Source organism: Pseudodesulfovibrio profundus, from assembly GCF_900217235.1.
GTDB lineage: Bacteria > Desulfobacterota > Desulfovibrionia > Desulfovibrionales > Desulfovibrionaceae > Pseudodesulfovibrio > Pseudodesulfovibrio profundus.
Genome location: NZ_LT907975.1, coordinates 177,269 through 203,537 on the forward strand (window position 1 = coordinate 177,269; position 26,269 = coordinate 203,537).

Sequence of the window (26,269 nt, forward strand, 5' to 3'; positions counted from 1 at the left end):
TCCTTATATAGCCGGTTTTTTGGCGCACAAGCCGCAGGTTTTACAATCGTGAACAGGGCCTTCTACTGCATCAAGGCCGCGTGTTTTACGTTGCCAGTTTGTGAATGCATTCATACCCGCCAGCATCAAACCAAGACAGACAAAAGCCCCGGGCGCTTCAACCATGAAGGAGAACGGCTCGAACCATCCTCCCATGACTTCAAGGCCAAACCATGTTCCATATCCGAAGAGTTCACGAATGGAGCCGAGCAGTGTCAGAGAAATGGTGAAACCTATGCCCATACCCAGTCCATCGGCTACCGCCAGGTAGACAGGGTTTTTAGAGGCAAAAGCCTCGGCTCGACCAAGTATGATGCAGTTAACGACAATCAGCGGAACGAAAATACCGAGCTGTTGATACAGCGGATAGGCGTAAGCTTGCATAAGGAGTTCGACGCAAACGACAAGGGAGGCTGCTACAACGATAAAGCAGGCGATACGGACTTTTGCCGGGATGAGATTACGTAGCAGCGAGACCAGTAGATTGGAAAATGTCAGGACGAAAATGACGGCCATCCCCATGCCAAAACCATTATACGCGGTTTTCGTTACAGCCAGTACCGGACACAGGCCAAGTACTACCTTGAATGGCGGCAGATCGGTCCACAATCCTTTGGAGAACTCTTTCCACAATAAACTCATATCTTACCCTCAAGATCCCCAGGCTGTGGGAATATCTTCCTTCAATTGATTGAAAATCGTTATGGCTTCATTGACTGCGGAGATTGTTGCAGTCGATGTAATCGTGGCTCCGGCAATAGCTTGTATCTGACCACCATTTCGAGCCAATGCGATAGAGTCAGTGGAGTGTTGCTGGAACTGGTCACGAAATTCTGCTTCAGATGCACGAGCGCCCAGGCCAGGGGTTTCCTTCATGGTTGTAATGCCTATCCCTGATATGCGTGAACCATCTATTGATATGCCCACCATGACGCCGACGGGGCCGCCGTACCCTGTACCGAAACGCTCAAAGGCGACACCGGTCAACTTGCCATTGCTCATGGCCGGGAAAACCGTGATTGGGCCATCTGCCAGATCAAAGGTTTTACGGTCTTTTACCGGATTATTGTCATATTCCGTGAAAACCTGGCTGATTGCCGGCCCTTGAACATAGGTCAGCACCTGTTCTTCGATCTTTTCCTTGGTTGCCTCTCGAACCGTCGCAAGGGTCAGGCCAGACAAGCCGCAAATGAGCGACAGTACGAGAACCATCTTCAGCATTTCTCGCATATTTCATCATCCTCCGGCTCTTGTGTCAGTTGGTAAGGTCCGCCAAATGGTTTGGGACGGATACGATCAAGCAGCGGTGTAAACAGGTTGGCAAAAAGAATGGCAAACGGAACACCGTCGGGGTAAATGCCGTATACTCGAATGATGATAACCATCGCGCCGCCCATCAGCCCATAAATCAGTGACGGGATTCTTCCTGTTGGTGAGGAGGCCGGTTCGGTCATGAGGAAGAATGCACCGAACAGCGTTCCGCCAGTCATCAAGTGGAAGAGTGGGGAGGCATAGGTAACCGGATCTATCATCTGGAAAATCCATGCTGTCAGGGCGACACCACCGAGGAAGGCCATGGGGATTTCCCAACCTATGTGACGCCTGACCAGCAGGAATGCTGCACCAAGAAGTAAGGCAGCAAGCTGAACCTCGCCAAGCCCTCCCAGTTGCTTACCTGAAAGCATAGCCATGTAGTCGATTGATTGAATGGATTCCAAACCGAAGTATTTCAAATCCTGAAGAGGGGCAGGGAGGTTGGACATAAGCATGGTTGCATTGGTGTCCATGAAACTTCCCCATGAGATACGGCAAGTTGCCCAACCGACAAGTGGAGCGCACAATGGGTTGGCTCCGAGTCCGCCAAAAATCATTTTCCCCAGAATGATTGATGATGCCGATCCGAGTGTGACCAGCCACCACGGTGCCGATGCTGGCAGTAAAAAGGCAAAAAGCAAGCCTGTATGGACGGCACTGAGATTGTCTATGGATTGTTCTGTCTTGGTGAATTTGTTGCACATCGCTTCACAGAGAACCGCAACCGCACAGGATAAAGCCATGACTCGCATGGCCCCAACGCCAAAGCCGACCATTGCCATGATAGCCGCAGGCAGCATGGCGATTAGTGTTTCTCTTATGTAGCCGTTAATGGTTCGCCCACAGTGAGCGTACGGGGCAACGGTAACCGTCAGTATTGGCTGAAATGGTAGGATTATTTTCATTGGCCTTCTCCTTCCAGCGTGCTTGAGGCGGTTCTGAGAAGGGCAATTTCATACTTTGCCAGCTTTATATACTGCAGCAACGGACGTTGGGCTTTGCACCAATATCCGCAAATGCCACATTCAATACATGAGTGAATGTGATAATCCTCCGCTCGTTCAAAGTGCTTGAATTCCGCACATCTGCTTATGAGGCCGGGCATGATGCGGGCCGGACAATGGCGTTCGCATTCTCCACAACCGAGGCAGAAGTTGTCAGTGGGGGATAGCCCCTCGTCATGTCGAAGGATAATCATGCCGGTCGTATATTTATCGACCCCCTGATCTATGTTGAGCGCTGCTACGCCGCGCATCAGGCCTCCGAATATGACGCGATCCCCAGGCTGGACAGTTACCCCTGCTTCTTGGGCCAGGTGCCGAATCTGAGTGCCGATCTTGATCAAATGGTTGTCCTTGCCGATTGTCATGATTGTTTCAGTGAGAGGGCGCTTCGTTTCCATCACTTTCCCGATGTAGTAGAGATCGCGAATAGAAAGAATTGTGGCGTCTTTCGGGCGTGTCCCCAAGAGTGTCTCTTCTCCGGTGGTGGCCTTGATGACAAGTTGATCTATGCCATTAGGGTACACTGGTGGAACTTGAAGAATGGAACAATTGGGAAAAGCATTGGTCCTGTTGCCCTTGGCTACCACCAGGTGGAGCTTGGAAGGGTTGACGATCCGCTGCACTGCGTCGAGTCCCAGTTCGACGATATGTCTATAGTCCTGAATAAGGGGTTCATAAATGGAAATTCCTGGCTCTGGCGGGACGGCATTAATGATTAACTGCGAGGCGCGAACCAACTGATACGTGTTGATGCCAAGTCCACGAAGCCATTCTCTGAGGGCTTTCCCTCCGCTTGGAGGAGCAGAGTCCGGGGTGTTTTGCCCGGTACCCGATCGGCGAACTACGATGGCGTCAACTGTTATATCCTCTATTTTCCCGGCAGCAGGGGAGTGAACATCTCCGACTCCGGGTCGCGTTGCCTCTGCAATTTTTTCATCCGCGAGTACTTCATCTCCTTCAGACACAATGGATTTATGTGTCGGCGTAGGAATGCTGAAAGTCTCCGGAGCATTTAATGTGACTAATGGACCGGTTTCTCCGGTAAGCAGGCTGAAGCTAAATGTTGTCATGGGTTATCAATCCCTAGTTCATGTGGCATTTGTCGCAGTTTTCGTCACCGTAGGGGCCAGCATCCATGGTTTCGTGACATCCTCTGCACTGACCGTGGAAAGCAACTGTCGTGGTGGGGATAAGTTGGTCGATGCTTTCCTCATGACAGCTTGAGCACGCTTCTTGATCGGCAGTTTTCTGTTCTTTTTGCTCGTTGCGAACATGGCAGTAGCCACATCCTTCGACGCCCTGATCGAACATGTCATCGTGACAACTTGCGCAACGTGTGTGGTTTGCAACCTTCAGGCTGGGGATGTCGTCTTTCCCTTCTTTCTGGTGGCAGTTTGAGCATGCCTGTGGCTCTGGCTCAATGGATTCATCGTGATGGCATGATTGACAGTCACTGTCTGCATAATCGAGGGCGTGGTCGTCATGAGTAAATCTGTCGATGTTGGAATCTGCATGGTGGCAACTTGCACACTGTTTGTCATCGAACTGCGTGGGGTGTTCGATGATGAAAGTCTCGTCAAACGTTTTTACGTGGCAGCTTTTACAAGCAATCGGATCGTCATCTTTTAAGGTCGTATGATGACATGTGACACATTGGTCATCTTGAATGGAAATATGGGTTTCGTGGGTGAATATTACATTTCCTCCTTTATTGGGAAGGAGGATACGCACGGGTTGCGCAGAACTCTCCAGAGGAATCAGGTATCCGGCAATCGCAGTGATCAGCAATATTCCAGTCAGTATGGCAATGGGAAAGTAACGTCTGTGCAATTATCAAACCTCATATTTTTTTGGTATTGTTGTCTTGTAGCTGAAAAAACAGGGTTTCGTCCATATCAAAGTACAATTGCCTGCTTCTTCACGAGAATAACGTCTGAGAGAGGTTGAAACGTGTAATGTTGGATAGGTATGTCGGGGCTGCGCCCCTCACCTTTTTGCTGGTAGAAAATATGGTGTGATAGATAGTCGAAATGAGAGAGGTGAGTGACGGCTAGGAAGGATGATGGCGAGTCAGTGGAGACTTCTCGATTGCTGCTATCGAGGGAAATTCTTACAAGAAGCCTTGGTCTATTGCTTGCTTTGAAGACAAAACAATATCCCGATGCCGGGATTATTTTCCGAAGACAACTTTCCAGCCGAGTGCCGTTCCAAAGAAGAAAACACCAAGCCACCATAGGGCAATTGAAAGTTCTGTCGTGGAAAGTATGTAAATGGTTTTGACGGCCAGATCGACTGGGAGGTTTTGAAGAATGGACAGTAGGTCGAATCCCAGAAGATTATTGGATACTGACATAAGTGTCAGCGATGGCCAGGAGGCATTCAAGGCCCACGAGAGGCCCTGGTAGACCAGTGTCAAAATGCAGGCGAGCCAAGCCCCGATGCCGAGTGTTCTCAATGTTGCAAGCATGTTTACTCCATGTGTATCGCGAAGGACCATATATAATTGCTGGTACCATGACCATGGGATATTTTACGAAAAAAAGGAGAAACTGCTTTGGAAACCATCTGTGTTGGGGACAAGGTGTTGATGGAGTTTTCGACCTTCGGGGATCGGTTCGTGAGTGTTGTGGCCGATATTACGAAGGATGAAAACTATATGGTGTACTCGCCGGTTCCCGAGGTGGTTTTAGAGCGTTTGAAAACCGATCCGAATGTTCTCGTCAGGTATGCATTCGAAGGGCGGTTGCGCGGGTTCAAGACTCGTGTGCTCAACAAAGTGTCTTCCGCTACAATGCTTATGGAGTTGCAGAAGCCCCGAAAAACATTTGATGCCGAAGAGCGTCGAGAACCTCGGTGCAAGTGTTCTTTTCCGGCCATAGTGATTGATGGTGACAAACAACTTGATGGAGTCATGGAAGATGTGTCGGCGAGCTGCACTAAGATTCGTTTGATGACAGGTGGCGGGATTCCATTTGTTCCAGGAGCTGAAAACGAAGTCTTGCTCCGATTTTTCCCTTTTGGCTCAAAGGGGTATGAAATTCGTTGCCGCGTGGTTCAGACCTTTATGAAGCTTGGATTTGAATATGCGGTACTGGAATTCAAAAATGAAGAGGGGGACGCACACAGAAGCATCATGGAATTTGTTGAAGCCCAAGTCTGCTGTGGCATCCCCCGCATTTAGCATCTGTTTACAGTTCAAGCTTTTTTGCGAATCCGGCAGCTTCGATGCCTGCCACACAACCTTCTCCCACCGCTTTGGCCATCTGCAGGGGAGGGCCGCAAATGTCGCCCGCAGCGTATATGCCTTCGACGTTTGTTCGTTGCTTTTTGTCGGTTTCAATATACTTCATCGATTCATCCAGTTGAACACCGAGGCTTGCGGTTAATTCGAGAACGCCCTTGGCCCCCAGTTCAATGAAGACACCGGAGACACTTTGTGTCGTTCCGTCGCTGAGTTTGACCGCTTCAACAGCGTCGGTTCCTTCAATGGATTCTATCGTAACTCCTTCATGGACGTTAACTCCCGAGGTTTTGAGCTGTTCCGACAGGCCGTCGGCAATGTCCAGCTCTTCGCAGTAGAGGTGAACCTCACTGGCGAAGTTGGTGAGGGAAACAGCTCCTCCTGCGGCCGCGCTACGGCATCCGGCAACAGCTACCACTTCATCTCGGTAGAATCCTGCGTCACAATCGACGCAGTAGCTGACGCCTTTACCCAGCAACTCCTTTTCACCAGGCACTTTCAGCTTGTTTCGGCTGGAGCCTGTAGCAAGAATGACCGTCTTGGCAAGGACTGATTCGCCGGATTCCAGGTCGAGCTTGAAGAGCTTTCCATCGGGGTTAATGGACAGAACGTCTTCATCCCGAAACTCTGCTCCAAAGCTAATAGCCTGCTCGCGTCCTGTATTGAGAATATCTTCTCCTGAGATCTTGAACTGGCAGCAGTAGTTTTCAACATGAGCCCAATAGAGGCTGCTGTTGTCCATGCGTCCAAGCATGAGCGTTTTGGCTTTCTTTCTGGCTGCATGAATGGCCGCCTGTAATCCGCCGGGGCCGGCTCCAAGAATTATGACGTCATATGGATCAGATTGGAACATGTAATCCTCCGATTCGCTGGTGAGTTAGTAATGATAAAAGTATAACCATTACTTAACCAAAGTACAGACGAAAACTAGAGGAAGGGGATGCGTAGCATTGAGAAGAGACCGTGGTATCGAGAGTCCCTGAAAATATTCAATCCAATCTTCATACCCGTATGACCTTCTGCGGGCTGGGCTGTGTAGGTTTTGAACATCCTGTCCCACCATGGAAAGCAGAAACCGTAATTGGTGTTGTACTCCCGTCTGTGCGTTGAGTGGTGAACACGGTGCATGTCGGGAGTAACCAGGAACTGTCTCAAGGTTGCATCAGTTCTTATGGGAATGAATACATTTGCATGGTTAAACATTGCAGATCCATTCAGCAGTACCTCGAATGTCAGAACCGCACTGGCAGGCGGCCCGAGGACGAGGATGGACACCAGTTTAATGACCATGGACAAGAAGATTTCGATAGGGTGAAAGCGTATGCCCGTACTGGCATCTATATTAATATCAGCATGGTGCATGCGGTGAAGTCGCCAAAGAATCGGGTAATAATGGAACGCTACGTGTTGCCCATAAATCAGCATGTCCAGAATCAGTACGGACAGAATAAATGCGAACCAATAAGGTACTTCTAGTATATTGAGGAGTCCCCAGCCCTGCTCGGTGCAGTACAGGGCCAATACTGTGGGAACCAAGGGAAGCAGAAGGCGAACAAGACCTGCTGATACGAATGAGATGCCGACATTGGAAAACCACCGTTTTGCCTTGGGCGCATCAAGTACGCGCCGGGGCCACAGTGTTTCAGCGACACCCATGGCGATCAGAATAATGAAAAACGCGCCGAGGCGAATGTATGGTTCGTATGCCATGGAGCTGTAGCGCTTATTAAGGGTCGAGGTCCTTGGCAGACTCTCGGGTTCCTTCGGGTATGGGGCGTGCTCTGCCGACTTTCCCTTTGACCGGAACCCATGGTTTGCCGTGGATTCGCTGATACAACTTGTTGGCTTCCCTGAACTCGGGGTTCATTTTCAATGACATGATGACATCTTTGGATGCCTGTTCCAATTGCCCCATGAAATAGAGAGCCTTGGCCATGTTGAAATAAATATTCTCATCATTGGGCGTTAGTTCCAGTGCCTGTCGGTAGGCATGGATGGCCCCGGGATAGTCGCCTTGTTTGCGGAGATTGACACCCAACGTGTTGAATGGGTTGGGGGTGTCAGCTTCATATTTGAGAATCTCGATGAAAAGTTCTTTGGTCTCCTCAAGGCGATCAAACTGTGCATGTACTTCGGCAGCTTTTTTGAGGAACTTCTTGTATGCTTCAAGATCTTTTTTCCCTTTATAAGCATCAGCCAGCCCTTTGTATGCCTCGGCAAAAAGATCGTTGATTTTGACGGCTTTCTTGAAAGATACGATTGCTTTGCCATACTTGCTCTGTACAAGAAATTGACAACCCATGTCGTAATACTTTTGCGCTTCATCCTGATAGGAGATGAGTTCTTCGAACGCCTCGATGGCATCGTCGAAGTCGCCGCGCTCCACCATTGCCTTGGCTTCCTGCAGTTCCATTTCTTCGATTTCAGGGTAGCTGTCGAGCTGGTCCGCAAGGATGAGGTACTTTTCAAAGGTTTCTAAGGAGTAGGGTCTGAGAATGTACCCTATGCATCCGGCAGCAATGGAATCCAGGACATATTCCTTTCTGTTCTCCAAAGTCACCATGATAATGGGGAGAGGACGCCCTGACATGTTTTTGTTGATGATCTGGGCGAATTTAATGCCGGTCATGTCTTTCAAGGTGGAATCGCACAAAACAAGATCGACGTCGTTGTCGCACAGGTAATCAATGGCTTTGGCTCCAGAAGAAAACAATTCGACCTTCTGGGTGCCGAATGTTTTTATGGTAGCCAAGTCCCGTTTGGCATGCACTTCAACGTCACTGATGATGACGACTTTTTGGTATCTACCGAAGGCTTTGCTGTTTTTCTTTTGGACCATGCAGATGGTATCTCCCTGATCTTTTTCTAATATGTTGCAGGGATTAGATCAAGAGGGAGCGATGCCTTTATAATGCATGAATTTGAAAATGGATGATTCCAGTGTTTGAATCTCTGGCGTGGATGGCAGGAGAGAGATAATGATTTTCAGGTAGTTACGGGAGGTGACCAGATTGAGCGAAGTGGTGAAGTTGAAGTCATAGATCCATCCAAGGATCAGGAGTTTGAAGTCATTGGTGCAGTTTATGTTGCGGTAGTCGGCAGTCCTGCCATTCATCACATCATTATATATTGTAGCGGAATACTGGCCTGGAATATCTTCATAGCCGTGGACTACATCCGGGTCTGGTGAATCGCTGGTAAAGTGATCGACCATGACGTTCAGGATGTCGAGCTTATCCGCATCTCGGACCAGCTTCACAATGGTTTCGTACTTGGTAGGCAGAGTTTTGGAGAGTTCTTTCAGGTTATGCTGGGCGATGGCGAGTCGGATGGTGCGCCAGTCTCTCGAAGAGAGTTCGCCCGGAAGAGGAAGGTTGCGGAGAGTTTGTACACCGAGTCGTGCATGATTGGTGGAGATCCTGTCGTTGAATGTCCCATATTCAACAAACTGAGGGAATCGGCCTATATCATGATACAGGGCCGCCAGTTGGCAAAGCTGATTTAAATGACCATCAATACATTCTCCGGCCATAATACTCTCTGCGCATTCCAACACCCTCATGGAATGGCCGAGTTTGAGCCGCAGCATCGCATCCTGCTCGTCCGTGCCGGTGTAGTGAGACTCTGCGAAGGCGGTGAGTGTTTCTACATGTTCGGCAAGTGACACATCAATCTCTGAGTGCTTTCATTTTGATTTTGAATTCAATTTCGGAAATCTCGCCGCGTTCGAGCAGGGCTTCCAGTTCGGCTCTTTCCTGACGACGTTCTTCTTCTGCTTCTCTGTCCATTTCCTCATCCCGGAAATAGCCGTTTGGTCCAAAAAGAACGCGTAAAAATCCTATAATAACAGCAAAAATGAGTGCAACAAAGACCATTCTGGCGATTGCAGGGCCTATATGTTCGCCATAGCCTGCATTAAAGGGCCAGGCTCGCCATATGGGGCTATCCAGAAAATCAAAAAACTCGGTGACCATCTGAGGCAACTTATAAGAAAGCATTGAATTCTCCGCTAATCAAACATGTTCTGTACAGAGGGGTTTCTACGTTGCTATACGCTGCCTTGCAAGACTTTTAGCGCGGTTGTGCAAGTCAGATTATCATCAGCTTGTGCTTGCTCTCGGTTGTGATTATCTTTCCGTTGAGTTTGCATTCGGCTTGGTGTAGGAGTTCAATGGCTCCGGGAGGTGTGATGCGTATCCTGATTGTGGAAGATGAATTTACAAGTCGCAAGTTGTTGACGGCTTTTTTAAAGGATGTCGGCGAGTGTGATACTGCCGCCGATGGTGTCGAGTGCGTCGACATGTTTAAAAAAGCATTGGATGAAGGTCGACCATATGACTTGTTGTGTCTTGACATAATGATGCCCAACAAGGACGGACACCAGGCACTCAAGGAGATTCGAGCAATTGAGTTTGAGCGAGGGATTTTCTCGCCGGACGACGTAAAGGTGATGATGGTCACCGCGCTCAACGACCCTCAAACCGTGGTCAAGGCGTACTACAAAGGGGGGGCGGCAGCTTATCTGCCAAAACCCATCGAAGTGGAAAGCTTACGCGCCATTCTCAGAGATCTGGGATTTATTGACTGATAAACGGGACCAGTTTACACACATCATATGATTAAAACTATATTTTTGTTGCGGAGTATCGGTACGCAAGTCTTCTCTGCTACCGTAGCATCTGTCCTGATGCTGCTTGTAGCTGCGACTCCTGCCCTTGCCAATCAACAGGCCCCGGCGACGGGTGGCAGTGTGCTCAATATTTTGTTGCTTGCGCTTATTGCGTATTTTCTCGTACGCATGTTTCGTCGCCGATCCGGCGGTGATGATTCCCGCCCCGGGAATTGGACACAAAACGATTCTGAAGAAAAGAAAGGGCGGGTCATTCGTCCAATGGACCGCCATGAAGCTGCCCGAAGCGCATGGGACCACTTGCGTTCTGACAGTGATTCAGCAGATGTCGATTCTCATGTCAGTTCACCTGTCGAAACGGGGGGATTCAATGAAGCTGAGTTTCTGGAAGGAGCTAAGCTGTTCTTTTCTCGTTTCCAGCAGGCGGCAGACGATCGCGATTTCGAACAATTGAAAGTATTTTTGTCTGATGAAGTGTACGCAGACGCTGTTCTGAATGCTCAAAACAATCCAGGGGATGTTACCGAAATCATGTTGCTCAATGCTCGCATGATGGAGATGAAGCAGGAAGACAACAAAACGTTTGCTACAGTTTTTTATGACGCTCAGGTTCGTAAAGGCGGGCCCGGCGGTCAGTCGCAACATTTGCGGAGCGTTTGGGAATTTTCTCGTGATGATTCCGTGGATAACGGTCTGTGGACTCTGGAAAAAATCAATAAAGTAGACCAATAGCGTTAGGCTTTGGGGAGGTACGATGGCTGAAAAGTCATACGATCTGACTCTGCCCATGGACAAGCTGATCGATATTGCCGTGAATAAATTCGGTGATGTTGAATTTCAGGATGTGGCCGTGGGGGGAGAGTCTTTCAAGGTGTTGCAGATTAAAAATATGCAGCAGTATATTGACAAACTCATGGATAAAACTCGTGCTGGAAAGAGTGTGGTTTTGCCGCTTTGGGCAAAACTGTGGCCTGCCAGCATGGTGATGGGACACTCTCTTTCCAAATTCTCTTTAAGCGATGATGCAGAGGTTTTGGAAATTGGCGGCGGCGCAGCGCTTTCAGCTCTTGTGCTGGCGCGCAGAGGGTTCTCGGTCACCGTGACAGATATAGACCAGGACGCGTTGCTGTTCAGCCGCATCAATGCCTTGAAGAATGATGTGGGAGAGCGCTTTACGGTTGTCAGCAGTGATTTCCAGAATGGCTTGGGCAAACACTATGACTGTATAGTTGCTTGCGAGTTGCTTTATGAAGAAAAGCAGTTCGATCTGCTGGCTTCATTTATTGATAAGAACCTCGTTCAAGCTGAGTCCGGAGAAGTATTTCTTTCTTTGGATCTTAAGCGCGTTGCTCAGAATTTCTTTAAAGAGAGCAGCGAGGTTTTCAAAATCATGAAATCGACTGCAACGTTCAAGGAGCAAGATACAGGTGAAGCCAAACCTGTAAATCTGTTCCGTTTCAAAAGGAAATAGACGTGATCGTTCTTAAGGACTGCAATAAGCAGTATACAACCGATCAGGACAAGGCTTGCTCCCCGCAGGAAACTGTAGCCCGGGTCAGAGACCTGTTGGCAAAGAAATGTGAAGGTGTGTTGGCTGAAACCGATCAGGTGGACACCGGACGTTTGGGTATTCCTGTCTTTGTCTCCAAATGTGGGCCGGCTGCAAAAGCTGTCATGCCGACTCGAAAGCAGATGGGTAAAGGGGCTTCACCGGAACAGGCGGAAGCTTCCGCTCTCATGGAACTTGTTGAACGCTTTTCGTATTTCAGCTTTTGGTCCAACGAAGAGAATTTCGTTAAGTTGACGTGGTCTGAAGCTATTGAGAAGTGGCCTGGCCAGGTGATGGATATTTCCAGGATTTCTTGTTCTGTGGACGAAGACATCGCTGACGATGATGCCGTCCGGCTGATGGACCTGCATAAGTGGCGTTTCCATCCTGCAATGAATATTGCGACCGGTGAACACGAGTACGTTCCTTTGGATTGGTTCAAGAAATTAAATGAATTCAACGGTTCCTCTGCGGGTAACACGTTTGAAGAGTCGATATCCCAAGGTGGTTGCGAGCTGGTTGAACGGCATGTTTGTGCTGTCATTGATCGGACGCGTCCGACACTGCCGACCATTGATTTGAATTCTTCGGATGATCCAGTCTTCAAACGCCTTGTCCAGTGCTTTGAGAAGAATGGTATTACGCTGATCCTCAAGGACTTTTCCATGGATTACCCGGTGCCGACAGTTGGCGCCATTGCATGGGATGGCAAAACGTTTCCTGCATTGAGTGAAATTGTTTTCACTGCTGGTACTGCTGCATCGCCTCTGAAGGCAGCCGTGCGTGCAATTACCGAGGTTGCTCAGTTGGCCGGTGATTTTGAAACCAGTCGCGTTTACGAAGCTTCCGGGTTGCCCAAGTTCACTGATCTTGAGCAGGTGAAATGGCTTCAGGAAGGGGAGATTGTCCCTCTAGATTCGCTTCCTTCCGTAGAAGACGGCAATATCTACGTGGAATTGATGACCCTGGCCAAGGGCCTTGAGTCGGGCGGTACCCCGCTTTATTCGGTAGACACCCGTCATCCGGACCTGATGGTAACAACGAACTACAATTTTGTTCCAGGGTTTGATTTTCGTGAAAGGACACCAAATCGCAGCATAGGTCTTTTTGTCGGTCGTATTCTGGCTGAAGACGCAGACTTTGGAGATGCCTTGGAAGGGCTTGATGTAATAGAAGATATATATCCTGATTCATACTTCCTTCCGTTCTTCAGAGGTCTGTTGGCTTTGCGGATGGGAGATGTAGAATACGCAATCGAGCAGTTTGACGCTGCCGAGCCCCTCCAGCCAGCCAACGAGGAACGAGCACTTGCAGCTTTCTATCAGGCTTATGCGCTGTCTCAGTTGGAACGTTGGGAAGAGACCGTCAAGCCTCTTGATCGAGCCATTCAGTTGGACAACGATTGTAAGGAATTCTTCAATCTTCGAGGGGTTGCACACTTCAAGGCCGAGCGATACGCGGAGGCTGCACAGGATTTCCAAGCTTCACTGACTATCGACAGTGGCACGGCTCATGATCTTGCCAATCTCGGTCTTTGTCATAAATTCATGGGAAATGAGTCTGAAGCTCTTGACTATCTTGGAGCAGCGCTTAAGTTGGACCCAGAGTTGGAATATGCTCGGGCTCACTATGATGAAATAAAGCAATCCTAGTGGGTTGGATCGTGTTTCCAGGCCCCGTGATTGTTGTTTTGAAATGCTAAGGATGCTTGACAAGACAAAAGGGGAGAAGTAATGTCCCCCCACGGTTTTGGCCGTATCTTTATATAGGTATCAAACAGCGGATCGCTGTTTACATGGATATGGTTGCTCCGAATTGTGTCGGAGTCCATCTTGAAAAACTATCCACTTAGGAGGATAAAATGGCTGTTGTTGAATACCAGGGTACTTCTTTTGAGGTTGATGAGGACGGTTTCCTGCAGAAATTCGAAGACTGGACCCCTGATTGGGTTGAGTACGTAAAAGAGTCTGAAGGCATCAAGGAAATCACCGAAGATCACCAGAAAGTCATCGACTTCCTGCAGGACTACTACAAGAAGAACGGCATCGCACCGATGGTCCGTATCCTCTCCAAGGTCACTGGCTTCAAACTGAAGCAGATCTACGAGCTGTTCCCCTCCGGACCTGGTAAGGGAGCCTGTAAGATGGCTGGCCTGCCCAAGCCCACCGGCTGCGTATAGTTCGCAATCGAGCTTGATATTCAAAGGGTGGAAGTTAACCTTCCACCCTTTTTCATTTTTCCCTACGTCGGTTGTCTTGGTGTCGACGCTATCGCAGGCTTTTGGCTGTAAGCTATTTTCTCGAAACTATGTTGCTCATGCCGGTTTCATGGGCTAGTGTTTTTGAAGTATTTTTTTTCTTGCCAAGCGATGGTACAGTGCGTATAAGACCGAGTTCCGAACGAAATTAATGACAGGAGTACGTCATGAAAGCCGATATTCATCCGAAGACCTACAAGGCTAACTTCCGTTGCCACTGTGGCTACGAAGCCGAATTGCTGACCACCAAAGGCGAGCAGCTTGAAGTCGAAATCTGCTCCAACTGCCATCCTTTCTACACTGGAAAGCAGCGTTTTGTTGATACTGCCGGTCGTATTGATCGCTTCCGTAAGAAGTACGCAGCCTTCGGCAAAAACAAAGATTCCAAGTAACTTCTTTTCACGGCGTAAAGCCGCTGTATATGCCTTCGTTGGGGTAGCTTTAGAGCTCGCCCTTCGGAGGCATATTGCTTTATCTGGCAATTGAAAAATACTGTCAGTCGATCTTTACAAACGACGATTAATTCATAATTGTGGTTTGTACAGTGCACAGCGCAAGAGGTTTGCGCACGACGTGCCACATACCTTTTCTTCTTATCGGAGGGTGACTGGTTGAATTTGAGAGGATTGTTTGCTTTGGCCGCACCGCAGTCTGTTGGCGGGCAGGCTGTAATCGAAGGTGTCATGATGCGCGCCAAGGATACACTTGCCATTGCCATTCGTAAGGCTGACGGAGAAATTGTTACCGAGGTTCGTCCCTGGTTCTCTCTTTCCATTCATCCTTGGTTGAAAAAACCGTTTCTCCGCGGATTTCCAATTCTCATGGAAACCATGGTAAATGGCATCAAAGCCCTCAATTATTCAGCTGTCCAAGCGGCAGAAGATGATGACGATGATACAGAGCTGACTAGCTGGCATCTGATTTTAACAATGGTACTTGCTCTGGGTGCAGCGCTCGGACTTTTCGTTGTTCTTCCGCACTTTCTTTCTGTTGGCATGGAGTATCTTGGCCTTGCTGGTGATGTCGATTCTTTGAGTTTTCACATCTGGGATGGTATCATTAAAATGGTCGTCTTTGTCGGGTACATCCTTGCCATTTCGTACATCCCCGACATCAAGAGAGTCTTTCAGTACCACGGAGCCGAGCATAAAGTGATATGGACCTGGGAAGAGGGCAAGGAATTGTCGCCTGTCTCCACTCGTCTTTACAGTCGCCTTCATCCACGTTGCGGCACTGCTTTTCTTCTTTTTGTTCTTGTTATTTCTATTTTACTCTATGCAGTGCTTGTGCCGTATCTTTTGACCTTTTATTCTCCTGAATATTTTGTTTTCAAACATCTGTACATTGTAGGCCTGAAGTTGTTTCTCATGATCCCTGTCAGCAATATTGCGTATGAGATGATCAAATTTTCGGGCAAATACAGCAAGTCCATGTTGTGCAAGATCATGTGTTGGCCTGGCATGATGATGCAGATGCTTACCACCAAAGAACCTGATGACAGTCAGATTGAAGTGGCTATTGCCGCTTTGGAGTGCGCCGTCAATACCAAGGAGTCATAGACCATGTTTGGCAAGCTTGAAGAAATTGAAGCGAAATACGAGGAACTGGAGCAGGAGCTTGCCCAGCCGGATATCTTTAATGACCAGGAGCGCTACAAGAAGGTTTCTAAAGCGCACGCTGATCTTGGTGAAATCGTAGCTGTTTTTCGTGATTATCGGCAAGTTGTTCAGGATTTGCAGGATAATCGCGAGATGCTCCATGACTCAGATCCTGACATTCAGGAAATGGCTAAAATGGAGATCGACGAGCTTGAGCCACAGATCCCTTCCCTTGAAGACCGACTCAAGGTTTTGCTTCTGCCCAAAGACCCCATGGATGAGAAGAATATCATTCTTGAAATCCGAGCTGGTACCGGCGGCGATGAGGCTGCTTTGTTCGCTGCTGATCTTTACAGAATGTATAGTCGGTATGCTGAGAACAACGGCTGGAAAGTCGAGGAGATGAGCTCCAACTCTACTGGATCAGGGGGCCTGAAAGAAGTCATTGCCACCATTTCCGGTGACATGGTTTACAGTAAACTGAAATTTGAATCCGGTACCCATCGTGTCCAACGTGTGCCGGCGACAGAATCGCAGGGACGTATTCACACTTCCGCTGTAACTGTTGCCATTATGCCTGAAGCTGAAGAGGTTGACGTGGATCTTCGCAACGAGGATTTGCGAATCGATGTTTTCAGAGCTTCCGGGCCAGGCGGACAGTCTGTTAATACCACTGACTCGGCTATTCGTGTAACTCATGTACCTACTGGGTTGGTCGTTATTTGCCAGGATGAAAAGTCCCAGCATAAGAATAAAGCCAAAGCCCTCAAGGTCCTGCGTTCAAGATTGTTGCAGCTGGAGCAGGAGAAGGCAAAAGCCGAAGAAGATGCTACGCGCCGTAGCCAAGTCGGTAGCGGTGATCGTTCCGAGCGTATTCGGACATACAACTTCCCGCAGGGACGCGTATCGGATCATCGAATCAACTTGACTCTACATTCGCTTCATAAAGTAATGGAAGGCGAGATTGATGAAATGACCGATGCGTTGATCAGTCATTTCCAGGCCGAAGCCATGAAAGGGCAGGGGCAGTAGCTCGTTAGCCCCCGTCGATTGATGTCGCAATCCATAATTGAACTGCTGCAAGTCTGCGAACAGCGGTTGTTTGCTGTCGATTCACCACGATTGAGTGCTGAGTTGTTGATTGCTCATGTACTTGAGTGTTCTCGTTTGGACCTTGTTCTGAACAAGGATCGGATGCTTGCATCTGCTGAATTGAGTCAGATTGAAGAGCTGGTTGCACGACGTGAAGGTGGGGAACCAATTGCCTATATTTTGGGGAGTAAAGAATTCTTTGGGCTGGATTTTGAAGTTGCCCAGGGAGTGCTTATTCCCCGTCCAGAAACCGAACATCTAGTTGAGGCCGTTCAGGAGCGATTCAGCCCAGATGCTGAATTCCTTTTTGCGGATTTGGGGACTGGATCTGGAATACTGGCCGTAACGATTGCGACCTTGTTTCCCAACGCAAAAGGAGTCGCTGTTGATTTGAGTCCTGAAGCTTTGAAGATTGCTTCTCGCAACAGTGTTACACACGGTGTAAGCGATAGGGTTTCATTTGTTCAGGCAGATTTTACCTGCCCTTTGTTTCAGCCTCAGTCTTTTGATCTCATCGTTACCAATCCGCCCTATGTTCCGCTTTACGAATATGAAAGCGCGAGCCATGAGGTTGTATCCTTTGAGCCTCGTACCGCTTTGGTGAGTGGAATTGATGGGCTTGATCATATGCGACTGCTGTTACCTCATGTCGAGAAGGCGCTGCGCTCAAATGGTTCTTTCCTGTCAGAAATCGGATACCAGCACGGCGATCAGTTGGTGAGAATGTTTACTGATAACTGGCCTGAATTTTATGATGTATTAATTAGAAAAGACCTTTCTGGACATGATCGTATTATAATTTCACAGCGACGCTAATCTCAAAAAAACAACAGTTTTTCACCAATGTTGTTGTAAAAATACAAGAAGTCGCTAAATCACCACATGCTGAAAATCATCGATAGTTAAGATAAAGTCAGTTTCTTCAGTGTTTTATATGAATCAGGGTTTGTGGCACATTAATTGCTTTATTATGTGTGGTTATCAACCGGAGGAATAATGCTACAAACCACTATACATAAAACAGTTCGGTGTACCGGAGTCGGACTCCACAGCGGAAAGCAGGTGGAGATGGTTTTGCGTCCCGCAGCTGAAGATACAGGAATTCTTTTCTCATTGCACAATGGGGATGGTTCCACTTTCCTTACACCAGCCCCAAACCTTGTTGTTGAAACTGGCTTGGCGACTGTGTTGGGCAATGGGCGCGAGACCGTTGCAACGGTAGAGCACTTGCTCGCAGCCGTGTCGGGAATGGGTATCGACAATATACATATCGAAGTGACTGGACGTGAGCTTCCCATTATGGATGGAAGTGCTGCTTCTTTTGTTTATCTGCTGAAGCAGGCTGGCGTTCGTGAACTGGGCAAGCCACGTACCGTGATGGCAATCAAAAAAGCTATTGAATTTGAGCAGGATGGCAAGTCCATCAAGGCTCGCCCATATGATGGTTTCCGAGTTGATTACACCATCGAGTTTGCACACCCTCTCATTGGTGTCCAAAATATGTCTCTTGAGGTGACTCCTGAGAATTTTGTGGCTGAAATCGCAAAAGCAAGAACTTTCGGTTTTCTCAAGGAAGTAGACTATCTCCATGCCAATGGGCTTGCTCTTGGCGGCTCTTTGGATAACGCAATCGTCCTTGATGAATATGGTGTCCTGAATGCGGAGGGACTCCGTTTCCAGGATGAGTTTGTTCGCCACAAGATCTTAGACTTTGTTGGAGATATGGCAGTTCTGGGTGCTCCGCTTCAAGGACATTTCACTGTCTTTGCTTCTGGACATGCAATGAACAATGCTTTCCTGCGTCATATCGATGAAAATAGAGAGATGTATCTTGAAACGAAAACATTGGCTGACTCTCTTCGTGTTGAGGAAACCGTACATGAGGGTGTTGTTGAGGCTGCTCCGGTCCCAGCATAGATCAGCATTTTTAGATTTCAAAAGAAACCCCGCCAAAAGCGGGGTTTCTTTTTTGGGCTGGTAACGGCTTATTGCTTGAATAGTATTTCAGCTAAAATGCCACCATGCTGATGTTTGGGAAGAGGGCCAACACCCAAGCAGTGAAAGTTGTCAAACCCTTCAATATGGCAAGTACCAAGTACTCTCTTGATTTGGTTGGCGTAGCTGGGGTGTTCAAGGCGTAAGCGGTAGCTGACCGCTGATGGCTTGTACAAAAAGTCTGCTCGGATGAGTCCAAGACTCGGTAGCTCTAGTTCGTAACGTACCTCTGAGATCCCTACTGGGTCTAGTTTCATCAATCCGATGTGGTTGCGTGCTCCTGCGACGATCCAAGGAGTATAAAACAGTATACCATTTTTATGCTGATCAATTGTTGAATTGATAGTTTTTATACAATTGATTGTATCGACATATGCGGCGAACAATTGATCGTTTGATGAAAGCGCATCCAGGAAGTGTCTTTTATCAGCAGATTGACCGAAGCCAACCGTAGGCTTTTGCTGATGAAATCTTGTTTGAAATAGGGTGCGAGCGGTTTCAAAGTTCCTCGCAAGAGAGAGTGCTCCAGAATTTCCACCCGTTGGGGCGAAGAGCTCTTTCAAGACAATATCGGGGTTGAGTTGCTTGATGACAAAGGTGAGTGTTGCGCCAACAAGCGGCTTGGAGTTGAGTTGAGCCAATAGTTTATGGCCTTCAATATTGACCCATGCCATATCGCCTGAGACCCATTTCAGTAGGGTTCCTCTGACTTTATCATCAACTTTTCGACCTTTCTTGAACGTATCCGAGCGACTGCCTCCACGGCTGAACAAGCCAAAGAAGCCTGGACCTGAGTTGTGGAACCCCATGCCTATGCCTGATCGAGTATTAACTCAACTTCTTCGAGGCTCAATCCTGTGGACTTTGCCAATTGAACAGGGCTTTTACCACTTTTTCGACCATTCAAAATGATTTCGCGCATGAATTGGGGCGATTTGCAATAATCATTGGCCAGGTCGATGAGTTTTTTCAATTCGGCAGCTTTCTTCTCCAGGTCATTGTTTAGAGTGATGAGTTCCATCTGTCGCTGCTCAAAGGTGGAAACCAGTTCATTTTCCAATTGCGTATTGAATTGCAGTCTTTTGATGAACTCTTCCTGTTTTACCTGAAGTCCGGAGAGCAGGGTCTCTGATTTTTTCAGACGAAGAAAGAAGACAATGACAATGCCGAGAAGGATTACTTCGCTGACAGTAAAGAGAATAAGAAGAAGATCAGACATGGTTTGCTAGGGATTAATATGTTGAAAAAAAGTTTAAGCCTATAGGAAGCATAACGGTAATGATTTTGAAATTCAAATCTTTACGTTAACTATATTGCCCGACCAAGGGGAAGGGTTAGCTGAAGTGGTTTCCTTGTCGGATTCTTCTTGCTTCTTTGTGCGTTCCTTTTGCGGTGCATCGTGTTGTGAGGCGTGTCTACCATCACGATCAACCGCTGAAGTCTGTTCCTTCTTGTTGACCTGTTGAACCTTGCCTTCCTTATCACGTAAGCGCTGCTGTAGCAGGGGGCCAAAAAGCTGCTTTTCAGCTTCAGGCTTTGCACGTTCTGCATGGGCAATCTTCGCAACATGATGCATTTGCGATATCAAGACCGGAAGATCCAGCGGAGTAGAGCTCATAGCCTACCTCACAAGGTATTGTTCGAAGAGCAGTGTCTCAAATTGGCCAAAACCCATATACTGATTGATAATGGCCAGTAATTCTTTTTTGAGCTTATCACTATTCTCTTTATCGGACAAAAACTGAAGATCCTTATTCTTCATGTAATAATAAAGTGCATTTCGTACCGTGAAAGTTTCCTGCTTGAATTGCTTTGCCAATCCTTCATCAGGAGTGCTGATGACAATTCGTACCTCCAAAAAGCGGATGGTATTCTCTTTGTCTCTTTGCTCTATGAGGAAAGGTTCAAGTCTGATGAGAGTCTCAGGTATCTCTTCCACGATTGGTTCAGCTGGAACAGCTTCTTCAACAATTTCCTGTTCCTGTTGAGGCGGGGGAGGGGGCAGCGTTTCTGGTTCTCGCATAATGAGAAAACCGATTACGCCAATCAGAAGCAGTATTATGCCAATAAAAATTATGACAAGTTTATTTTTGAAAAGGGCTTTGAGGTCAAAGCCCTTTTTTTCTTCTTCTGCCAGTAGAGGAGTTTCTTCCTCTTCAAAAACGACATCTTCCTCTTCCTCGTCTTCATCTTCGAGGAAAGGCGCATCGTCGAGGTCAAGATCAACCTTTTGCGTTGCCTTGCCAGCTTCGCTGTCGTCAAGCTGTGCTTTGGGCTTTTCTGTTGCCTCTAAAGCATCTGAGTCGTCAGGTACAAGCAAGACCATATTCTACGCCTGAAAGGCTGTCTTTAGCCAAAGATTTTGTCGATCTTCTGGCCCAGTGTTTCCGGAGTGAACGGCTTGACGATGTAGTTAGACACCTTGGCCTGCACGGCCTCAATGATGTTTTCCTGCTGTGCTTCAGCAGTAACCATCAGGAAGGGGATGTCTGCATACTCTTCGCTGGCGCGGACCTTGCGGAGCAGTTCAATACCGGACATGGTGGGCATGTTCCAGTCAGAAACGATGAAATCAATGTTGTCCTTGTTGAGAGTTTCCCAGGCTGTGGAGCCGTCATCGGCTTCAACTATGTTGGTGAAACCGAGCTGGCGCAAAATGTTCTTAACGATCTTGCGCATGGTGGAAAAGTCGTCAACAACAAGGACGCGCATGTTTTTATCGTAGCTCATCAGGGTCTCCTTTCATTGCTTACTCGCTTTCATAGCGAGCTCTGAATGTTTTTCTTAATTTTTTAAGGGCTTGGGAGTGAAGTTGTGAGACTCGTCCTTCGGTTATGTCCATAACCTCAGCAGTCTCTTTCATATTCAGTTCCTCGCCGTAGTATAAAGATATGACCAATTTTTCCCGTGGCGTCAATTCCTCAATGAGATTCGCTACTTTGTCAACAATCTCTTGAAAGGCTGTAGACTGAAATGGCTCATCTTCGGTCATGTGTTTTCGGCCAATCACGTTTTCATGAAAACTGTCCAGGCTAAGGCATATTTGATTGTGCAAGGCTTCCAGTCCCTGCTGGACCTCTTTTTCAGACATTCCGGTGTGCTCTTGTAGCTGTTCTGTCGTGGCCGGGGCGCCTGTTTCATGCTCAATATGTCGTTGCGCATCTTCGATGACTTTGACCTTTTGACGTAACCCTCTGGAAAACCAATCCATCCGACGCAATTCATCAAGCATTGCCCCTTTGATGCGGTTCTCGGAGTATGTGTCAAACTTGATTCCAAGTTCGGGATTGAACTTTCCGAGTGCATCAAGAAGTCCCAGGCTGCCTGCGCTGATCAACTCGTTGAGTTCAACGCTTTGGGGGAGCTTGGCTTTGAGTCGCAGCGCTAGAATCCGGATTTTGGGCGAGTAGAAGCGAACGATTTCCTCACGGTCTCGAGCCGAGAAATCGTTCCAGCTTTTATCTCCCTGTTCCAGCTTACGCCACGGATCGTTCCTGGAAGAGGAGTTTTTTCCAGAAGAATTTAATATTGCCATCAGTATTGGGTGTTACATTCCAATTGTTAATTGTCTTAGCAGTTTGCCGAACAGCAATGCTGGCCGGAGATTTTGGGTATTTATGACAAAACGGCGTTTGCGCAATGACCGAGTTTCGTACATTCGGATCAAAGGGTATGAAGCCGACAAGATCCAGAGATATACCGTCCAAGAAATGGTCGCAAGCCTGAAGTAGCTTTATATAAACATCTTTTGCCGATTTCTGGTCTTTGACCATGTTCACCACAACCCTGAAGCGTTCAACGCCGTGCTGGAGCTTGAGAACTTTAATCAGCGCGTAAGCATCCGTTAGGGAGGTGGGTTCGGGAGTTATGACAAGCAGACGTTCCTGAACCGCAAGGTTGAAATACAGAACGTTGTCATTGATCCCGGCCCCGGTATCAACAATGAGGTAGTCGACATTGTCGTCGAGGGTGTCCATGGCATCCAGCAAATCAAGCTTCTGCCCCTTGTCAAGGTCGACCATATCGCTCACACCGGATGATGCCGGAAGAATGCGGAAACCGTATGGGGTTTCGTACAGGATTTTGTCCAGTGTCACATCCTCATGGAAAAGGTGGAACAGGTTGTGTTCCGGCGCAAGACCGAGAATAACATCGACATTGGCAAGACCCAGGTCGGCATCAAGCAGGACAACATTCTTGCCTGCCATGCTGAGGGAGTAGGCCAGGTTGACGGACATGTTGGTTTTTCCAACACCCCCTTTACCTGAAGTGACCGAAAGCACCATTGGGAAATTTGTCGTCATGGCGTAGAGTCTTCTCCTTATTGTTGAATGTCGCCACCGGGCAGTTTACGCATAAACAACAGCCGCCAAATCATTTCATTTGTTGCCGGAGCCAAGCTGTTTTTCAATCCGGATCCATAGGACAGTGCGGATACAGGCAGCCCGCTTGCGAACGCCATGTTCAATATTGAGCCAAATGTACAGGCTTCATCGAGTTTCGTCCAGATAACGCTTGCAAGTTGTTCACTTTTGTACTTTTCAAGGAACTTTTCGAACTGAACCTGTGAATAGTATGGATTCAGGACCAGGTGATATTCGAGATCTTCAGAGCCGGAAAAGCCGTATAATGCGCCCCATTCCTCAAGGGTCGTAGTGCCCGACAAGCCAGGAAGATCTATGAATATACGATCAAATTGGTTGGCCTCTTTCTTGAGATGAAGGAAATCTTCGCGAGTTATGATTTCGCGAAAAGCGAGCCCGGACAACTCGGCATAATGCTTCAGAATCAGTCGACCTTTGCCTCTTCCTCCGTCTGCTGTTGCAAGACAGATTCGAGCCTTGGGGTTTTCCTTTTTTTCCTTCAGGGCGAGCCGTACTAAGGTGGAGGTTTTTCCGGAGCCACCGGGACCGGCAAAAGCATGGAAAGTTTTCGTCATGTTTTTGGCGCTGAACTTCTTGGTGCCAAGGAGGGTGTCCAGAACCGTGACAATGGATCGATTCTTGTCACTCCGCAGGTCACAAAAGATCTTTGCGAGGACCTTATCGTTGACCTCTTCCCGTTCCATGTACTGCATCGCCAGATTCTGCTTGGGAGTCAGTTGGGCCGGGTCCATCTGCGGCTTCATGAGCTGCATTATCTGACCTTTGATCTGGCTCCATTCCTGTTGCCACCCAACGGTGTTTTGCAGCGCATCTTCAACGACTTCAGCCTTGGTTTGAAGGCCTGTCTGTTGGGATGAAGAGGATACGGTCGGCGTGGAGTCCACTGCAGCAACAATTTCGCAGCACTTGGTGCCATTGTCTGTCACAGTCGTGTTGGACAAAATGACAGCATCTTCACCCAGGTCGGCCTTAACTTTTGCGAATGCCGCAGTGGAGTTGGCGGCACGGTACGTTTTCATTCTCATGAGTTAAATCCTACAGTTCAACGGTTGCTGCTGATTGAATCTTCACATCCGCAGGTATTTCGGCCTGGGAGATGACTGGAAGTGTCGGTATGAAACGAGTCAGAAGTTGTGCAAATTGGCTTCTGATTTGAGGTGAAACCAGGAGAACCGGTGTGCCATCAGCAACCATTGCATCCTCCGTAGATCTGTTGATTGCCTGGATGATCTGCTGGGCGACGCCGGGTTCGAGGGCAAGATAACCACCTTGTTCAGCGGGACGCATGGCTCCAGCAAGAATTTCATCAATTTGCGGGCTCATCGTGATGATGGAAAGAGTACCATCTTCACCAACATACGGCTTGATGATGGTTCTACCCATCTTGGCACGGACAAACTCTGTCAACTGAGGCGGATCTTGTGTCGCAACACCGTAGTCAGCCAGAGTTTCGACAATGGTCAGCAGGTCGCGAATCGAAACGTTCTCTTCAACCAGTGATTGAAGAACCTTTTGGACTCCACCAAGGCTGAGTACGCCCGGTACGAGGCTTTCCACGGCCTTTGGAGCACGCTTGGAGAGGTTATCCAGCAGTTCCTGGACTTCCTGACGACCGAGGAACTCATGCAGATTGCGGCGAAAGACTTCGGTAAGGTGAGTCGCGATAACTGTGGAAGGATCAACCACAGTATATCCGGCCAGCATCGCTTCTTCCTTTTGCGCTTCTGGAATCCAGACTGCAGGAAGGTTGAATGCAGGCTCCACGGTTTCCACACCTTCGATACGGTGTTTGGCATCGCCCGGATCCATGGCGAGATAGTGATCGATCAGCAGTTCGGCCTGGGCTACAGGGTTGCCCTTGATGACCACCCGGTACTCTCCGGGCTTGAGCTGAAGATTGTCTCTGAGGTGGAGAGAAGGAACGACCACACCCATGTCCAGAGCGAACTGACGGCGTATGGAGCGAATGCGAGACAGCAGGTTGCCGCTTTGTTCTTCGTCGACGAGGGGAATAAGTCCATATCCGACTTCCAGTTCCAGCTGATCCAGAGGCAGGAGAGCCTGTACTTCTTCAGGAGTGTCGAGAGTTGCCTGTTCTGACCCGGATGAAGCTGAGTCATCTGCCTGGACTTCAAGGTGAGCAAATCGCTTTTGAGAAAGATGTCCAACACCGAAGGTGATAGCAGCAAGCAACAAGAAAGGCAGAGTGGGCATTCCAGGTACTATTGCGAAAATAAGAAGGATGCCGGAGACAAGCTTGAGTGCGCGGTAGTGGAAGGACAGCTGCCCGATGAATTCCTCACCCATCTTTGCTTCGGCAGCAGCGCGAGATACGATGATACCTGCTGATGTGGAAATGATCAGTGAAGGGATCGTGGCAACAAGACCATCACCGATAGTCAGCAATGTGTATGTTTGCGCTGCATCCATCCACTCCATGTCTTTTTGGATAATTCCAATAAGGAATCCACCAATGATATTGATGCAGGTAATCATGAAGCCGGCATTAACATCTCCAGAAACGAACTTACCAGCACCGTCCATTGCACCGTAGAAGTCTGCTTCTCTGCGCATGTACTGGCGCTTCTCGTTGGCCTCTTCCTCAGTGATCAGCCCTGCGTTAAGATCGGCCTCAACGGCCATCTGCTTACCGGGCATGGCATCCAAGGTGAATCGGGCTGCGACCTCTGCGATTCGTGTCGTACCAGTAACAATGACCTGCTTATTCAACAGAAAAAGGATCAGGAAAATGACGATACCGATGACATAGTTACCACCAACAACAAATTCACCGAAACTTTGAATGACGGAACCGGCTGCGTCAGTACCTTCGTCACCATGGAGCAGGATAGCTCGTGTCGTTGCAACGTTCAAAGCCAGTCTCAGCAAGGTGGTGACCAAGAGGAGTGTGGGGAAAATCGAGAACTCAAGAGGGGATTCCATGAACATTGATGTGACCAGAACAACGAGTCCCAGCGAAATACTGACAGTCAGCATGAAATCGATAAAAAACGTTGGTAGTGGAATGAGCATCACAAACAGGATGACCACAACACCGCCAGCGAGAAGTAAGTCGCCTTGCTTGGCGAACTTGGAGTAGTCGATTTTTGATGACAGAGGAGCGTTGGAAGATTGAGACATGTTTTTGACACCTCTTGGGCACTG

31 protein-coding genes are annotated in these 26,269 nt (G+C 48.3%); 11 read left to right on the plus strand and 20 right to left on the minus strand.

Features of this window, described 5'->3' with window-relative positions:
• Positions 1-3: 3 nt before the first annotated feature.
• The 6 genes from rsxE to DPRO_RS00895 all read right to left on the minus strand — a co-directional run bounded on the left by rsxE (position 4) and on the right by DPRO_RS00895 (position 4,824).
• Positions 4-681: an electron transport complex subunit RsxE gene (gene rsxE / locus DPRO_RS00870; protein ID WP_097010371.1), complete on the minus strand. Its 678-nt coding sequence runs from the start codon at positions 679-681 to the stop codon at positions 4-6.
• A 9-nt stretch (positions 682-690) separates the two neighbouring features.
• Positions 691-1,269, minus strand: a complete 579-nt coding sequence (rnfG, locus tag DPRO_RS00875; RefSeq protein WP_097010372.1) for an RnfABCDGE type electron transport complex subunit G — start codon at positions 1,267-1,269, stop codon at positions 691-693.
• Positions 1,254-2,258 carry an RnfABCDGE type electron transport complex subunit D gene (locus tag DPRO_RS00880; RefSeq protein WP_097010373.1) on the minus strand — a complete coding sequence of 335 codons (1,005 nt, stop codon included), beginning with the start codon at positions 2,256-2,258 and terminating at the stop codon, positions 1,254-1,256. Before DPRO_RS00880 ends, rnfG begins: the two co-directional genes overlap by 16 nt.
• Positions 2,255-3,427, minus strand: a complete 1,173-nt coding sequence (locus tag DPRO_RS00885) for an electron transporter RnfC (RefSeq protein WP_097010374.1) — start codon at positions 3,425-3,427, stop codon at positions 2,255-2,257. Before DPRO_RS00885 ends, DPRO_RS00880 begins: the two co-directional genes overlap by 4 nt.
• 13 nt (positions 3,428-3,440) lie before the next feature.
• On the minus strand, positions 3,441-4,187 hold the full coding sequence (locus DPRO_RS00890) for a cytochrome c3 family protein (RefSeq protein WP_097010375.1): 747 nt from the start codon (positions 4,185-4,187) through the stop codon (positions 3,441-3,443).
• 340 nt (positions 4,188-4,527) lie between these two features.
• Positions 4,528-4,824: a potassium:proton antiporter gene (locus tag DPRO_RS00895; protein WP_097010376.1), complete on the minus strand. Its 297-nt coding sequence runs from the start codon at positions 4,822-4,824 to the stop codon at positions 4,528-4,530.
• Between the two features lie 87 nt (positions 4,825-4,911).
• Here DPRO_RS00895 and DPRO_RS00900 point away from each other — a divergent pair, with 87 nt between their 5' ends.
• Positions 4,912-5,538 (plus strand): PilZ domain-containing protein, encoded by a 627-nt coding sequence (locus DPRO_RS00900; RefSeq protein ID WP_097010377.1) that lies wholly within the window; start codon positions 4,912-4,914, stop codon positions 5,536-5,538.
• Positions 5,539-5,545: 7 nt separating this feature from the next.
• Here DPRO_RS00900 and DPRO_RS00905 read toward each other — a convergent pair whose 3' ends face one another.
• The 5 genes from DPRO_RS00905 to DPRO_RS00925 form a co-directional block, all read right to left on the minus strand.
• Positions 5,546-6,451 carry an NAD(P)/FAD-dependent oxidoreductase gene (locus tag DPRO_RS00905; RefSeq protein WP_097010378.1) on the minus strand — a complete coding sequence of 302 codons (906 nt, stop codon included), beginning with the start codon at positions 6,449-6,451 and terminating at the stop codon, positions 5,546-5,548.
• A 74-nt stretch (positions 6,452-6,525) separates the two neighbouring features.
• On the minus strand, positions 6,526-7,308 hold the full coding sequence (locus DPRO_RS00910) for a sterol desaturase family protein (protein ID WP_097010379.1): 783 nt from the start codon (positions 7,306-7,308) through the stop codon (positions 6,526-6,528).
• A 16-nt stretch (positions 7,309-7,324) separates the two neighbouring features.
• Positions 7,325-8,437 carry a tetratricopeptide repeat protein gene (locus DPRO_RS00915; protein ID WP_097010380.1) on the minus strand — a complete coding sequence of 371 codons (1,113 nt, stop codon included), beginning with the start codon at positions 8,435-8,437 and terminating at the stop codon, positions 7,325-7,327.
• A 48-nt stretch (positions 8,438-8,485) separates the two neighbouring features.
• On the minus strand, positions 8,486-9,265 hold the full coding sequence (locus DPRO_RS00920) for an HD domain-containing protein (protein WP_097010381.1): 780 nt from the start codon (positions 9,263-9,265) through the stop codon (positions 8,486-8,488).
• A gap of 1 nt (position 9,266) precedes the next feature.
• Complete coding sequence (locus DPRO_RS00925; RefSeq protein WP_097010382.1) at positions 9,267-9,596, minus strand: hypothetical protein; 330 nt, start codon at positions 9,594-9,596, stop codon at positions 9,267-9,269.
• A gap of 191 nt (positions 9,597-9,787) precedes the next feature.
• On the opposite strand from DPRO_RS00925, the gene DPRO_RS00930 reads away from it, so the two are divergent.
• From DPRO_RS00930 to lpxC, 10 genes are all read left to right on the plus strand, one after another.
• Positions 9,788-10,186 carry a response regulator gene (locus DPRO_RS00930; RefSeq protein WP_097013614.1) on the plus strand — a complete coding sequence of 133 codons (399 nt, stop codon included), beginning with the start codon at positions 9,788-9,790 and terminating at the stop codon, positions 10,184-10,186.
• 27 nt (positions 10,187-10,213) lie between these two features.
• The gene (locus tag DPRO_RS00935; RefSeq protein WP_157917333.1) at positions 10,214-10,960 is read left to right on the plus strand and encodes a TIM44-like domain-containing protein; all 747 of its coding nucleotides are present in this window, start codon (positions 10,214-10,216) and stop codon (positions 10,958-10,960) included.
• A 22-nt stretch (positions 10,961-10,982) separates the two neighbouring features.
• A complete protein-coding gene (locus DPRO_RS00940) occupies positions 10,983-11,699 on the plus strand; it encodes a class I SAM-dependent methyltransferase (protein WP_097010384.1) in 717 nt (238 codons plus the stop codon).
• 2 nt (positions 11,700-11,701) lie between these two features.
• Complete coding sequence (locus DPRO_RS00945) at positions 11,702-13,429, plus strand: YcaO-like family protein (RefSeq protein WP_097010385.1); 1,728 nt, start codon at positions 11,702-11,704, stop codon at positions 13,427-13,429.
• Positions 13,430-13,638: 209 nt separating this feature from the next.
• Positions 13,639-13,956, plus strand: coding sequence for a TusE/DsrC/DsvC family sulfur relay protein (locus DPRO_RS00950; protein WP_097010386.1), 318 nt, complete (start codon positions 13,639-13,641; stop codon positions 13,954-13,956).
• Positions 13,957-14,201: 245 nt separating this feature from the next.
• On the plus strand, positions 14,202-14,426 hold the full coding sequence (rpmE, locus tag DPRO_RS00955) for a 50S ribosomal protein L31 (RefSeq protein ID WP_097010387.1): 225 nt from the start codon (positions 14,202-14,204) through the stop codon (positions 14,424-14,426).
• A gap of 219 nt (positions 14,427-14,645) precedes the next feature.
• Entirely contained in the window at positions 14,646-15,593 is a 948-nt protein-coding gene (locus DPRO_RS00960) for a DUF1385 domain-containing protein (protein WP_173806722.1), read from the plus strand.
• A gap of 3 nt (positions 15,594-15,596) precedes the next feature.
• The gene (prfA, locus tag DPRO_RS00965) at positions 15,597-16,664 is read left to right on the plus strand and encodes a peptide chain release factor 1 (RefSeq protein WP_097010388.1); all 1,068 of its coding nucleotides are present in this window, start codon (positions 15,597-15,599) and stop codon (positions 16,662-16,664) included.
• 21 nt (positions 16,665-16,685) lie between these two features.
• Complete coding sequence (gene prmC / locus DPRO_RS00970) at positions 16,686-17,540, plus strand: peptide chain release factor N(5)-glutamine methyltransferase (RefSeq protein ID WP_097010389.1); 855 nt, start codon at positions 16,686-16,688, stop codon at positions 17,538-17,540.
• 180 nt (positions 17,541-17,720) lie between these two features.
• Positions 17,721-18,641, plus strand: coding sequence for a UDP-3-O-acyl-N-acetylglucosamine deacetylase (gene lpxC, locus DPRO_RS00975; protein ID WP_097010390.1), 921 nt, complete (start codon positions 17,721-17,723; stop codon positions 18,639-18,641).
• A gap of 68 nt (positions 18,642-18,709) precedes the next feature.
• Here the strand turns inward: lpxC and DPRO_RS00980 are convergent, their stop codons facing one another.
• The 9 genes from DPRO_RS00980 to flhA form a co-directional block, all read right to left on the minus strand.
• The gene (locus DPRO_RS00980) at positions 18,710-19,528 is read right to left on the minus strand and encodes a hypothetical protein (protein ID WP_097010391.1); all 819 of its coding nucleotides are present in this window, start codon (positions 19,526-19,528) and stop codon (positions 18,710-18,712) included.
• A gap of 2 nt (positions 19,529-19,530) precedes the next feature.
• Positions 19,531-19,938: a hypothetical protein gene (locus DPRO_RS00985; protein WP_097010392.1), complete on the minus strand. Its 408-nt coding sequence runs from the start codon at positions 19,936-19,938 to the stop codon at positions 19,531-19,533.
• Positions 19,939-20,010: 72 nt separating this feature from the next.
• Positions 20,011-20,337 carry a hypothetical protein gene (locus tag DPRO_RS00990; protein WP_097010393.1) on the minus strand — a complete coding sequence of 109 codons (327 nt, stop codon included), beginning with the start codon at positions 20,335-20,337 and terminating at the stop codon, positions 20,011-20,013.
• Between the two features lie 3 nt (positions 20,338-20,340).
• Complete coding sequence (locus DPRO_RS00995) at positions 20,341-21,045, minus strand: flagellar basal body-associated FliL family protein (RefSeq protein WP_097010394.1); 705 nt, start codon at positions 21,043-21,045, stop codon at positions 20,341-20,343.
• A gap of 23 nt (positions 21,046-21,068) precedes the next feature.
• On the minus strand, positions 21,069-21,449 hold the full coding sequence (locus DPRO_RS01000; RefSeq protein WP_097010395.1) for a chemotaxis response regulator CheY: 381 nt from the start codon (positions 21,447-21,449) through the stop codon (positions 21,069-21,071).
• Positions 21,450-21,468: 19 nt separating this feature from the next.
• Positions 21,469-22,254 (minus strand): FliA/WhiG family RNA polymerase sigma factor, encoded by a 786-nt coding sequence (locus DPRO_RS01005; RefSeq protein WP_097010396.1) that lies wholly within the window; start codon positions 22,252-22,254, stop codon positions 21,469-21,471.
• A complete protein-coding gene (locus tag DPRO_RS01010; protein WP_097010397.1) occupies positions 22,196-23,023 on the minus strand; it encodes a MinD/ParA family protein in 828 nt (275 codons plus the stop codon). The genes DPRO_RS01005 and DPRO_RS01010 overlap by 59 nt, the downstream gene beginning before the upstream one ends.
• Positions 23,024-23,040: 17 nt before the next feature.
• Positions 23,041-24,129, minus strand: a complete 1,089-nt coding sequence (locus tag DPRO_RS01015; protein WP_097010398.1) for a flagellar biosynthesis protein FlhF — start codon at positions 24,127-24,129, stop codon at positions 23,041-23,043.
• Positions 24,130-24,139: 10 nt separating this feature from the next.
• The gene (gene flhA, locus DPRO_RS01020) at positions 24,140-26,245 is read right to left on the minus strand and encodes a flagellar biosynthesis protein FlhA (RefSeq protein ID WP_097010399.1); all 2,106 of its coding nucleotides are present in this window, start codon (positions 26,243-26,245) and stop codon (positions 24,140-24,142) included.
• Between the last annotated feature and the right edge of the window lie 24 nt (positions 26,246-26,269).